This window comes from Cobetia sp. (assembly GCF_983723665.1).
In genome coordinates, this window is the sequence record NZ_CFDJES010000089.1 from 1 (window position 1) to 12,424 (window position 12,424).

Annotated in this window: 10 protein-coding genes; all 10 read left to right on the forward strand. The window is 63.1% G+C overall.

All coding sequences use genetic code 11. The features are described 5' to 3' along the window. Window positions 1–417 precede the first annotated feature (417 nt). The 10 genes from AC4FAH_RS09950 to AC4FAH_RS09995 all read left to right on the forward strand — a co-directional run bounded on the left by AC4FAH_RS09950 (window position 418) and on the right by AC4FAH_RS09995 (window position 12,406). Window positions 418–1,554: a TRAP transporter substrate-binding protein gene (locus AC4FAH_RS09950; protein WP_225996532.1), complete on the forward strand. Its 1,137-nt coding sequence runs from the start codon at window positions 418–420 to the stop codon at window positions 1,552–1,554. Then, complete coding sequence (locus tag AC4FAH_RS09955) at window positions 1,551–2,282, forward strand: TRAP transporter small permease subunit (RefSeq protein WP_082388172.1); 732 nt, start codon at window positions 1,551–1,553, stop codon at window positions 2,280–2,282. The genes AC4FAH_RS09950 and AC4FAH_RS09955 overlap by 4 nt, the downstream gene beginning before the upstream one ends. Further along, the gene (locus AC4FAH_RS09960; RefSeq protein ID WP_054555227.1) at window positions 2,272–3,621 is read left to right on the forward strand and encodes a TRAP transporter large permease; all 1,350 of its coding nucleotides are present in this window, start codon (window positions 2,272–2,274) and stop codon (window positions 3,619–3,621) included. Before AC4FAH_RS09955 ends, AC4FAH_RS09960 begins: the two co-directional genes overlap by 11 nt. Window positions 3,622–3,752: 131 nt before the next feature. Next, window positions 3,753–4,376 carry a Rossmann-fold NAD(P)-binding domain-containing protein gene (locus tag AC4FAH_RS09965; protein ID WP_286988365.1) on the forward strand — a complete coding sequence of 208 codons (624 nt, stop codon included), beginning with the start codon at window positions 3,753–3,755 and terminating at the stop codon, window positions 4,374–4,376. A gap of 232 nt (window positions 4,377–4,608) precedes the next feature. Next, entirely contained in the window at window positions 4,609–5,751 is a 1,143-nt protein-coding gene (gene tmpA, locus AC4FAH_RS09970) for a 2-trimethylaminoethylphosphonate dioxygenase (protein ID WP_483222539.1), read from the forward strand. Beyond that, on the forward strand, window positions 5,748–6,392 hold the full coding sequence (locus tag AC4FAH_RS09975) for an HD domain-containing protein (protein WP_286988366.1): 645 nt from the start codon (window positions 5,748–5,750) through the stop codon (window positions 6,390–6,392). Before tmpA ends, AC4FAH_RS09975 begins: the two co-directional genes overlap by 4 nt. A gap of 203 nt (window positions 6,393–6,595) precedes the next feature. Beyond that, complete coding sequence (locus tag AC4FAH_RS09980; RefSeq protein ID WP_286988367.1) at window positions 6,596–7,570, forward strand: ABC transporter substrate-binding protein; 975 nt, start codon at window positions 6,596–6,598, stop codon at window positions 7,568–7,570. Window positions 7,571–8,003: 433 nt separating this feature from the next. Further along, window positions 8,004–9,173, forward strand: a complete 1,170-nt coding sequence (locus AC4FAH_RS09985) for an iron-containing alcohol dehydrogenase (RefSeq protein ID WP_286988368.1) — start codon at window positions 8,004–8,006, stop codon at window positions 9,171–9,173. Between the two features lie 75 nt (window positions 9,174–9,248). Continuing rightward, window positions 9,249–10,706, forward strand: a complete 1,458-nt coding sequence (locus AC4FAH_RS09990; protein ID WP_166019638.1) for a hypothetical protein — start codon at window positions 9,249–9,251, stop codon at window positions 10,704–10,706. Between the two features lie 65 nt (window positions 10,707–10,771). Further along, window positions 10,772–12,406: a sigma-54 interaction domain-containing protein gene (locus AC4FAH_RS09995; protein ID WP_286988369.1), complete on the forward strand. Its 1,635-nt coding sequence runs from the start codon at window positions 10,772–10,774 to the stop codon at window positions 12,404–12,406. Window positions 12,407–12,424: the final 18 nt, after the last annotated feature.

Here is a 12,424-nt window from a genome sequence, read left to right on the forward strand (position 1 = left end):
TGGCCAAAGCGTCCGGAATCTCGGTCAGTGACCGGAATTCCGGACGCTTTGCGTTTCTCGCCAGCCCACGGCGTGCATACCCGCATGGGGTCTGCATTCCTCTATCGGCATATTCGACTGGAGTCGTAGACAGAATTCATGACAGCGCGCGACCTTGGTCGCAGCCCTGGCGGCCTGAGTGTCCGGCTTTCCGGACGCTGTCGTGAGCCGATATTGCCGCGCAGGGCGCGGTGAGTCGGTTCGCGCGGGCCTCCCCCTCGTAGCTCTCTGAAATCATTGACGTTGTTGTGGCGTGGTCAGCCGCTTGCGTTGTCATCGGGTAAGTTGACGTAAGCGTCATCTTGCAACGTGGCTCATGTCCAGCAAGCCACAAGCCGTACGACCAGCGAGCACAACAACAAATCAGGGAGCCGCACCATGTCGCAACACGCCACGCCGTATCAATCGACGCCGACCCGCCGCCTGCGCCTCGGAGCTGCCATTGCGGCGGCCGTGGCCACCACCACCTTGATGGCCGCCGCGCCAGCCCAGGCGGAAGGGCCGAAACAGCTCGACGTCGCCAGTACCTTCTCGACCAAGAACTTCCTCGGTGCCGGTGCCGTGCGCCTGTCAGAGGAACTCAAGAGCGCGACCGGCGGCGAAGTCGGCCTGCGCGTGCACGAGCCGGGGGACCTGGTACCGGCCTTCGAAGTCTTCAACTCCGTCTCCTCCGGTGCGGTGCAGGCTGGTTGGGACTGGATGGGCTACTGGGCCGGCACGGTGCCGATCACCAACCTCTACGGCGCATTGCCGTTCGGCCCGAGCCCGGAAGCCTTCATGTCCTGGATGTGGGCCGGTGAGGGTACCGAGCTTGTGCAGGCCGCCTACGACCCCTACGGCGTGAAGGTGCTGCCGTGCTTCATCTCGCCGCAGGAAACCGGCGGCTGGTACAACAAGGAAATCAACTCGCCGGAGGACTTCAAGGGCCTGTCGATGCGCATCTCTGGCCTCGGCGCCAAGGTGCTCAACAAGCTGGGCGCCTCGACCCAGCTGGTGCCGGGCAGCGAGATCTACCTCGCGCTGGAGCGTGGCCGTGTCGATGCCACCGAGTTCTCGGTGCCGCAGGTCGATCAGGCGATGGGCTTCAATGAAGTCGCCAAGTACTACTACTTCCCGGGTTGGCACCAGAGCGCCAGCTGGTTCTCGCTGCTGATCAACCAGCAGGTGTGGGACAGCTACAGCGATGAGCGCAAGGCGCAGTTCCAGACTGCCTGCCGCGCGACCCTGCAGTGGGCGATGGCCGAAGCGCCGCCGGCTCAGGTACGTGCGATCCATGAGCTCGAAGAGAAGGGCGTCGAGGTCAAGCGCTTCCCGGAGCCGGTGATGACCGCGCTGCAGGAAGCCTGGGGTGAAGTGCTGGCCGAAGAGAAGCAGACCAATCCTGACTTCGCCAAGGCCTACGATTCGCTGATGAAGCACGCCGCACTGATCGACGAATGGTACGAGCTGCAGGCCATGCCGCAGCCGATGGCCATGAAGCAGGCAGACAACGCTGACGAGGGTAGCGCCCAATGACCGACCCCCGCCTTGCGCCCTGGCGGGCACAGGGCGGGGCGGTGTGTGACGCCCTGGGTCGACCGCTGGTCGGCCTGGGGCTGTGGGTGGGTCGCCTGACCAGCTGGTTGGGTCTGGCGATCATCCTGGCCGTGCTCACCACCGTCACGCTCAACGCCCTGGGCATCAATGAAATCGCCAACTGGGGGTCGCCCGACGTGCTGCTGTTCGGCACCGCGATCACCATCAATTCCGTCACCGAGTTGCAGTGGCACCTGTTCGGTCTGCTGACGCTCTTCGGTGGCACCTACGCCCTGCACAGCGATACGCATGTGCGGGTCGACCTGTTCTATCAGCGCCTCTCGCCGCGCGGACGCGCCGTGGTCGATATCCTCGGCCACATCATCATGTTGATTCCCTTCTGCCTGCTGATCGCCTGGCTGTCCAAGCACTTCGTCACCATGTCCTACATGTCCGGCGAGAAGTCCAACTATGGCGGTCTGGTGGACCGTTACCTGATCAAGGCGATGCTGCCGACGGGGCTGGTGTTCCTCGCCCTCGGCGCGCTGGGGCAGATCTTCGAGAATCTGGCCTGCCTGTTCGACCCGGCGCGCACCCCCGAGCGCCTGAAGGACCACGAGATTGCCAGTCTGGCCGGGCTTGCGGATCAGCAGAATGCTGCGCAAGCGACCACCGACGCCACGGCACCCCAGAATCATGCAGACGGGAGCCATGACAATGCTCGCTGAATACGCCTTGCCCATCACCATGGTGGTGGCACTTCTGATCGGTATCTTCTCCGGCTACCCGGTGGCCTTTCTGCTCGGCGGGCTGGGCATCCTGTTCGCCTTCATCGGCGACATCCCGCTGCCGTTTCTCGGCACCGTCGGCTCGCGCATCTTCGGTGGCGTGATCGAGAACTGGCTGCTGATCGCGATTCCGCTGTTCGTGTTCATGGGGCTGATGCTGGAAAGCTCCGGCGTGGCGCGCAATCTGCTGATGACACTGCAGCGGCTGTTCGGTCGCGTGCATGGCGGTCTGGCCGTCTCGGTGGCGCTGCTGGGCGTAGTGATGGCCGCCAGTACCGGCATCATCGGTGCCTCGGTGGTCATGCTGGGGCTGCTGGCGCTGCCGGTGATGCTGGGGCAGGGCTACAAGGCCGAGATGGCCTGTGGGGTCATCGCGGCCTCCGGCACCCTGGGCATCCTGATTCCGCCCTCGATCATGCTGGTGTTGATGGGCTCCATCCTGCAGATCTCGGTGGGGGCGCTGTTCAAGGCGGCGCTGATTCCGGGGCTGATGCTCGGCGCGCTCTACGTCGCCTATCTGCTGATCACCGCCAAGCTGCGCCCGGACTGGGCACCGCTGCCGGACCAGTCGCTGCTCGGCACCGACAAGACGCCGCTGCCGCTGGCACTGCTGCGTGACCTGCTCGGCCCGATGGTGCTGATCGTCGCGGTGCTGGGGTCGATCATGACCGGCATCGCCACGCCCACCGAGGCCGCGGCCATCGGCGCGGGTGGCAGTCTGCTGCTGGCGCTGGTGATGGGCGGACTGTCCTTCTCCACCCTGCGCAACACACTGCGCGATACCTCGCGGACCAGCGCGATGATCCTGTTCGTCGTCATCGGCGCGACCTGCTTCTCGGTGGTCTTCAAGCGCCTCGGCGGTGACTACCTGATCGAGGATGTCATCACCGGCACCGGCCTTGGCCCCTACGGCCTGCTGTTGCTGCTGATGGGGCTGATCTTCGTGCTCGGCTTCTTCCTCGAGTGGATCGAGATCAGCTTCGTGGTGCTGCCGCTGGTGGCGCCGGTGGTCGAGGCGCTGGACTTCGGGCTCGGGCTTTCCGGCCAGGGGCTGCTGGTGTGGTTCGCGATTCTGGTCGCCATCAACCTGCAGACGAGTTTCCTGACGCCACCCTTCGGCTATGCGTTGTTCTATCTCAAGGGCATCACCGCCGGGCAGGTGTCCATCGGCACCATCTATCGCTCGATTCTGCCCTTCGTCGGCCTGCAGCTGGCGGGTCTGATCCTGTGCATGCTGTTCCCGGCGCTGGTGCTGTGGCTGCCGGGTCTGATGCCCTGACCCACGCCACTTGGGACATCACAGGGAGGTGATGTCTGGGTAAGCAGAGAGCTGAGCAGAGAGCTGAGCAGCGCTATACGGCGTGAGGTTCGCAGGGGTGACCCGGCGAGGGTTCTATCAGGGAGAATGAGATGCTGCCACGACGCAGGGTATTGATTGCGGGGCAGGGGGAGTGGCTGGAGGCCATGGCGCGCACCTTCCTGGAAGATGGCGCCATCATCGCCCTGATGGGCACCGCGCCGGCGGACCTCGAACGCGTGCTGGATGCACTGGGCGGCGAGCAGTCGGACCGCTTCGGCCAGGTGGTCGGCGAGGGCTGCTTCGAGACACTGGTGGCGCGTCTAGGTCGCCTCGACGTGCTGGTCTGCATGCCACCTCAGGCCATGGCCGGGCAGTCGCTGGAAGCCTGCCTGGTCGCGCAGGTCGCCGGCCCCGGTGCCTTGCTCAAGGCGGCCTGTGCGCGCATGTTGCGCCACGGCGGACGCCTGCTGGCCGTGGCGCCACCGCTGCCTTCGCAGCCGTCCTCGTCGCTGTCCTCGCAGCTATCTTCGCAGGAGCATCACGGCACTGCCATGGCACAGGCGGCGCTGAGTGAGTTGATCCAGCGGCTGGCATCCCGCGCGCCGGACAAGGTGCGCGCCAATCTGCTGTGCCCCGAGGGCAGCCGACCGGACGCCGTGGCGGAATGCGCGCGCTTTCTGGCCGGTGGCGCCGGGCGCTCCCTCAATGGTCAGGTACTGCACCTGAGCGCCTGATCTCCTGACAGACGTTTGACAACACAAGCGGCCGTGGCATTGCCACGGCCGCTTGTTGTCGTCTGCTGGTCTGACATATGGCCAATTTGATCAAATATACGTCCAATTATATCAATCCGCTCTGGCTGAAGTGATTAAGGTAGAAGGAGACTCAGCGTCGCACCAGCATCCGCGAGCAGGTACCTGTCCAGTAAGACAACAGTGCCGCTCCCTCAGTCGTGGAGATCATCGAGTGCCCAGCAGCCTGCATTCCGTCAGCCTGAAAGACCATGGACAACAACTGCATCTGAGCCACGCCGAGGGCGACCTTACCCTCGAGGCGCTCTGGCTGCGTGAGCGGAGTCCCGATGAAACGACGCTCGACTCCCTCACCGGCCAGCGCCTGATCGAGGCGGCGGACCTGCCGCTGGACCTGAGCCTGACTCAGGCACAACTGGATGGCGATACGCTGTCGCTGGCCTTCAGTGATGGCCATGCGGCGAGCTTCTCGTTGGCGGCCCTGCTGGCGGAGTGTCAGCCGTGTGAGGCCTATCAGGGCATGACCTTCTGGCAGGGGAGTCTCGCCCAGCTGCCCGAGGCCGACTTCGCGGCGGCGCTGGAGGAGGACGCGGCCTTGCTGGACATGCTCGAGCAGTTGCAGCGCTTCGGCTTCGTGCGGGTCAGCGGCGTGCCGGACACGGAGGACGGCATGCAGGGGCTGATCCACCGTATCGGGCCGCTGCGGCGCACCAACTGGGGCGGTATCGCCGACGTGAAATCCGTCGCCAATGCCTATGACCTCACCATGACCCAGCGCGGGCTGGAGCCGCATACCGACAATCCCTACCGCGACCCGATTCCGGGCTACATCTGGCTGCACTGCCTGCGCAACGCGGCCCAGGGCGGCGACAGCATGCTGGTGGATGGCTTCAGCGCGGCAGAGCACCTGCGCCGTGAAGACCCCGAGGCCTTCGCCTGCCTGACAGACGTCAGCCCCGGCTTCCGTTATCACGACGCCACCACACGCCTGGAAAGCGAAGGGCCGCTGATCGAGCTGGACAGCCGTGGTCAGGTCGCCCGGGTACGTTTCTCCAACCGCACCGAGCGGGTGCCGGCGCTGCCCGGCGCGACCCTGCGTCGCTACTACGCTGCCCGTCAGGCGTTCTATCGCCTGATCTCCGGTGACGACTTCACGCTGCACCTCAAGCTGGCACCGGGCCAGATGCTGATCATGGACAACTACCGGCTGTTCCATGGCCGCAGCGCCTTCCAGCTGGAGGGCGGCATCCGTCATATGCGCCAGGGCTATGTAGACCGCGACTCCACCGCCAGCCGCCGTCTGCTGCTTGCCGATCAGCTCGCCGGTCAGTTCGCCAATGAGGAGGCCAGCGCATGAGCGAGCAGGCCCGCTTCCGCAGTTTCGAGGAAAGCACGCATGCCGAGTGGGCGCTGATCGATGCGCGCTTCCGGGAATATCAGTCTGATGCCTGCCGGCGTGTGCTTGAGCATCTGGGGCGCCTCAAGGGCGATCACCACGGCTATCCGGTCGATCGCTACGAACACTGCCTGCAGACCGCCACCCGCGCGCTGCGCGCCGGCGCCGATGAGGAGATGGTGGTCTGCGCGCTGCTGCATGACATCGGCGATGACCTGGCACCGGCCAATCATGCCGAGATCGCCGCAGGCATTCTGGAGCCGTTCATCGACCCGCTGAACACCTGGATGATTCGTCATCACGAGCTGTTCCAGGGCTATCACTACCGCGAATTCTTCGGTCAGGACCGCCACGCCCGCGAGGCACATGCCGGGCATCCCGCCTATGAGCGCACCGTGCGCTTCTGTGACGAGTGGGACCAGACCAGCTTCGACCCCGAATACGACACCCTGCCGCTCGAGCATTTCATCCCGATGCTGGAGCGGGTGATGGCGCGCGCGCCCTTCGGCGGCTTGCCGGATCTGGTGCCGGAGCCAGAACTTGAGACAGAAATGGAGCCAGAACTTGAGAAGGGCCTGGCCAGGCAGGCCAGTGCTCGCTGAAGGCGTACTCTGCCCGAGGGTAAAGTTACAACGAATCAATTGCTTGCGGCGAATTCAGCGACGCAGCAGGGCGGAGAAGACACAAGCACCGACAACGACAGCGCCGTGAGCGACGGACACGCACGACGACCGCCATATACGAAGCCTTTCAGCCCCGACAACAACAAGGCCCGGCGCGACCGGAACCGACAAGGAAAGACACGATGACCACCACCCCGTACCCCCTGACACCTACGACGAAGCACGGCGCCCGCCGTGGCCTGCTTGCCCTCGCGACGCTGCTGCTCGGCACGGCTAGCCTGGCAGCCTCGGCCCAGGACAAGGATGACGAGCTGACGCTGATCGTGCCGCCGTGGCCCGGCGTCACCGTCAAGAGCGAGATCGTCGCCCAGATTCTCGCCCCGCTGGGTTACGACGTGGAGCGACAGGAAGTCAGCTCCACCGTCGGCTACAACACCCTGACCACCGGCGACAGCGACGCCTTCCTCGCTGGCTGGCTGCCTGCTCAGAAAGACAGTTATGACGCGGCCATGGCCGCCGGTGCGATCACCGACCTCGGCAACAACGTCACTGGGGCCCGCATGGGCTTCGCGGTGCCGGGCTATGTCTACGAGGCCGGCATCCACAGCGCCGCGGACCTTGCCGCCCACGCCGAGCAATTCGACGAGACCGTCTACTCCATCGAAAGCGGCTCCACCGTCAGCGACATGCTCAATGGTGCCATCGACAATGATGTCTATGGCCTGGGCGACTGGGATGCGATGGAGTCCTCGACGCCCGGCATGCTCAGCGAGGTGCGTGCCGCCCAGCGCGAACAACGCTGGATCGCCTTCTACGGCTGGACACCGCACTGGATGGTGCCGGAATTCGACACCCATATCCTGAAGGATCCGGAGTCGGTGTTCGGCCCCGACAATGGCGCCAGTGACGTCAAGACCGTCGTGCGCACCGCCTACGCCGAAGCCAATCCCAACCTCGCCCGCTTCCTCGATCAGCTGGTCTTCAGCTCCGAAGAGCAGAGCGGCTTCATCCTCGATTACAGCCTGAAGGAGCGTGACCTCGATGAGGTGGCGCACGACTGGCTGGCCGCCAATCCGGACCGGCTGGCGGAATTTCTCGCCGACGTGACCACGCGCGATGGCGAGGATGCCCTGGCCGCCGTGAAGGCCAGCCTGTGAGGCTGACCTAGCCTTGCTGCCGCCTTGACGGCATGGGCGGGCGCCGAGGGATGGCTCCCGCCCTCGGCCTCTTGCAGAGCGTGACCTGTCGCTCTGCGTACCGCTCTTCGCGCTCTGCTCTGGGCTCTGTTCTGCTTTCTGCGGGGTGCGCTTCTGGTCATTCGCATACTTTTCGGTATAGGCAATCCACGCCGGCTGCACAGCATGATAGGCATCGTCTCTGATTCCATAGGGAATCCAATTGGCGCTTATTTGATGCGATATAGAATCACCTCTAGACCATTGGTGTAGCGACCTTGGAAGGGTGGTTGAAAATAATACTAGTAATATCAGCAGGTTGTAAGGCGATCGGTGCTGGCATGGCGCTTGCTATCCACAGTGACAAGAGACGCGGTCAGCGGATTCATCTCGTCACACACCAAAGGATATCGCCATGAGTATCGCCAGCTTCAAATCTGCCAATCGTCTGATCACCGGACAACAAGCCTCGACTCGTCTTGCTGAGGAGGTCATGCGACTGGGCATGCATTCGCCGATGTTGGTCACTGACCCAGGTGTACTGGGGTCCGGAACACTGGAGCCGATCAAGGCTCAATTGGATGACCTCAAGACCAGGGGACACCTGACGGACTATCGCATCTTCAGTGATGTCAGCGCCGAGCCTGAAGTGCATATCGTCGAGGACTGCATGAGCAGCTACCGCGAGGGGGGCTGCGATAGCCTGATCGCGGTAGGCGGTGGCAGTGCGATGGATATCGCCAAATGCGTGGCGGTGTATGCCACCCATGATGGTGATCTCGAGAGTCTGTTTGGCGAGAACAAGGCGCGTGTCCGCGGTGCGCCACTTATCGCCATGCCGACGACATCAGGCACCGGGTCCGAGGTGACCAACATCGGGATTCTGTCTGATACCGAAGCGAGGATGAAGAAAGGCATCGTCAATGATTACTTGCTGCCAGATGTCGCCATCGTTGCCCCGGAGCTGACGGTCAGCTGCCCACGCCATGTCACTGCCGCCAGCGGTGTCGATGCGCTCGTCCACGCCATCGAAGCCTATCTTTCCAATTTCGCCACGCCGATCACCGATGCACTGGCCATCAAGGCCATGCGCCTGATCATCAAGGCCTTGCCCAAGGCCTATGCCAATCCTGCCGACCTCAAGGCGCGTGAAGACATGGCGACTGGCAGTCTGCTGGCCGGGATGGCGTTCGGTAATGCCGGTGTCGGGGCAGTGCACGCCCTGGCCTATCCGTTGGGAGGGCGCTACCACCTGCCACATGGCGTGACCAATGCGCTGCTGTTGCCCCACGTGATGCGCTGGAATGCATTGGCTTGTGTCGAGCGCTTCCGAGATATTGCGGAGGCCCTCGATACATCACATCGCAAGCTCAAGGATGAAGCGACTGCCGAACTGGTCGTCGAGCGACTACATAAGCTATGTCGTGATGTGGACATCCCCAGCGGCCTGCGCCATTTCGACATCCCCGAAGAGGACATCCCCTCACTTGCGGCAGATGCCTTCAAGGTCGAACGCCTGCTGCGCAACAATCCACGCCAGCTCAGCCAGGCCGATATCGAAAGTATCTATCGCGCGGCCTACTGAAGCGCTGAATCTCCTTTCTGAACACCATCTCCACCACAGGTGAAGATGCATAACGATAACAACAGGAACGCCATCATGAGCCACTGGAAAACCCGCCAGCCCGGTGAGGAAAGCCCCTACTTCGCGCTGGGGCCCTTCAAGATTCGTCTTCCCTTCCTGCACTACCGTTTCGAGCTGCCCGACTACCTGCAAGGGCTGTTGATGTGCGCGGTGGATCTCGCCGCCATCCCGTTGATGACGGAGCTCCTGGGCATGCCGTTCGAGGCCGCACTGGCCATCGTGATGCTCAATGGTCTGCTGTATCTGGTTCACCACCTGCTGGGCGACCCGGTCATTCCCGGCTGGATCACGCCGGCCATTCCACTGTTGATGGCCTATGTGGCGACCTTCCCGGAGGGGGAGACGCGGGTGCATGCCTTGATTGCCTTCCAGCTGATGCTCGGGATACTGGCCATCGTGCTCGGGCGAACGGGGCTGGCCAGCAAGGTGGTCAACATGATCCCCTCGGCGATCAAGGCTGGCATCATCATGGGCGCGGGGTTGGCCGCAATCAGCGTGGTCTTCAAGGAAGGCGGGCGTTTCGACACCTATCCCATCACCATCAGCATCGCAGTAGGTCTGGCTTTCTACATCATCTTCTCGCGTCATTTCGCCAAGCTGAAGACCACGAATCCGTTCTGGAGCAATCTCGGCAAGCTGGGCATCTTCCCGATTATCCTGCTGGCGATCGTCGTCGCTCCGCTGGTGGGCGAGGCCGCATGGCCTGATGTGCAGTGGGGCTTCAGCCAACCTGATTTCGTGACCATGTTCAGCCAGTACACTGTCTTCGGTGTCGGCTTGCCGCCGCTATCGATGTTCCTGACGGCGCTGCCGACCGTGCTGGCTGCCTATATCGTGCTGTTCGGCGATGTTCTGCAGTCCAAGGCACTGGTCGAGGAAGCTGATGAGTCCCGCCCCGACGAGAAGATCGACTACGACGCCAACCGTGCACACATGATCTTCGGCGGGCGCAATACACTGATGAGTCTCTTCGGCCCGGACGTCACCATGTGTGGCCCGCTGTGGGCTGCCATGCAGGTGGTGGTGGTCGAACGCTACAAGGAAGGCAAGCAGGCGATGCATTCGCTGTTCGGTGGCTCGGGCTCATTCCGCTGGGGCACCAACACCGGTCTGCTGTTACTGCCCATCGTCAGTCTGGTCCAGCCCATTCTGGGGATAGCATTGGCACTGACGCTGTTGATCCAGGGCTATGTCAGCGTGCGCTTGGGCATTCTGGAAGCGCGTAGCCAGCGCGACCTGGGCATTGCCGGGGTGATCGCCGCCGTACTGGTCATCAAGGGGGCTGCCTGGGCCTTCGGGATCGGCATTGCGCTGTGTCTGCTGATCTACGGCAAGCGCTTCTTCTCCGGCGAGATCGATGAGACCTTCAGTCGCGATATCGGCAAGTCAGATATCGCGCCGGCCGACAGCAAGACAGCAAGCCTGTCCTCGACAGGTGCCGCTTCGACAGACTCCCCGACGTCCTCGCATTGACGTATCGTGACCCCATGTCCCCCCGCCGCCTGAGCGCGCGGGGGGTTCTGCCGGGGGAGTCGTCAATGCAGAACGTGGAGCAGGATCTCAGGCTTGAAGCAGCACTGGCGTTGCTGGAGCGCCAGTCACTGGAGGCCGTCAAGGTCATCGATACACATGGTGAGGTTATCGGTGTCTTGACGCGTCAGGAGGTGGAGTCCGCCGCGGAACTCAAGGAACGCCTCGCGCTCTCCAATCAGCGGGGCAGCTCAACCGGGAAGAATGCCACGGAGGTTGGCGCGAATCCGGCGTCTGATCTGCTGGCTCAGGTGCCGACCCAGCGATTGCTGGATGCCCTGCATGACGGTGTCTATATCACCGATGGGCGTGGCGTGACCGTCGCCATCAATCAGGCCTATGAGCGTATTACCGGGCTCAAGCGCAGTGACGTGCTGGGGCATCACATGCAGGAGCTGGTGCGCCGGGGGTATATCTCCAAGTCGGTGTCATTGGAGGTCATCCGTGACGGCAAGCCCGTCACCCTCGTGCAGAGTCTGCGCGATGGCCGCAAGATATTGGTCAGCGGTCTCCCGATGCTGGCCCACGACGGCACCTTGAGCCATGTGGTCACCAGCGTGCGCGATATCACCGAGCTGCTGCGCGCCAAGCATGCACAGGAGCAGCTGCGTCAACTGCACTCTCTGCATGACACCTACAGCGTCAGCTCCGGGACGGATGAACAGTCGCTGGAGCTGGTGACCAGTGACGCTACTGCCGACTGTTTCGCGTTGGCGGAACGCGTGGCTGCCACTGATGTGAAGGTGTTGATTCAGGGCGAGACGGGAACGGGCAAGACGCTGCTGGCCCGCTATCTTCACGAGCACAGCACGCGTGCTGAGGGGGTATTCCTTGAGCTCAACTGTGCTGCCTTGCCGGAAGGGCTGCTGGAAGCCGAGTTGTTCGGCTATGCGCCTGGCGCCTTCACCGGTGCAAACGCACGTGGCAAGCAGGGGCTTCTGGACGTCGCCAATGGTGGCACGCTCTTCCTGGATGAGATCGGTGATCTGCCGCTTTCATTGCAGGCCAAGTTGTTGAAGGTCGTCGAGGAGCAGCGTTTCATGCCTGTTGGCGGGACAGAGCTTCGGCGCACCAATGTCCGTCTGCTGACCGCCTCACATCATGATCTGGCTGCTCGGGTGAAGGAGGGGCGCTTCCGGGAAGACCTCTACTATCGCCTGAGTGTCGTGCCCATCACGCTGCCACCATTGCGTGAGCGGCGCAGCGAAGTGATTCCGCTGCTGCAGCATTACCTCCGCCATTTCTGTCAGCGTCATGCACTGGTCCGGCGCCTTGATCCTGAAGTGCTCGAGCTACTGGGCGGCCATGCATGGCCCGGTAATATCCGTGAGTTGATCAATCTGGTGGAGCGCCTCGTGGTGACCACCACCAGCGAGGTGATCACATCCGATGTCCTGCCGGCAGAGTATCTTGCGGCGCATGCCAGTTCCGGGTGGGATGACTCGATGATGCTCGGCGCGATAACCGCCCCGGGGGATGGTTCACCGGAGCGCACGCTGAAGGAACATACCGAAGCTCTGGAGCGGCGCTTGATCGAGCAAGCCCTGGAGAAGCATCGCACCACTCGTGCTGCGGCGGCATCGCTGGGGATCAACCAGTCGACGCTGGTCAAGAAGATGCAGAAGTTCACCCACACGCCCTGAAGCCGGCAGTGCTGCCCG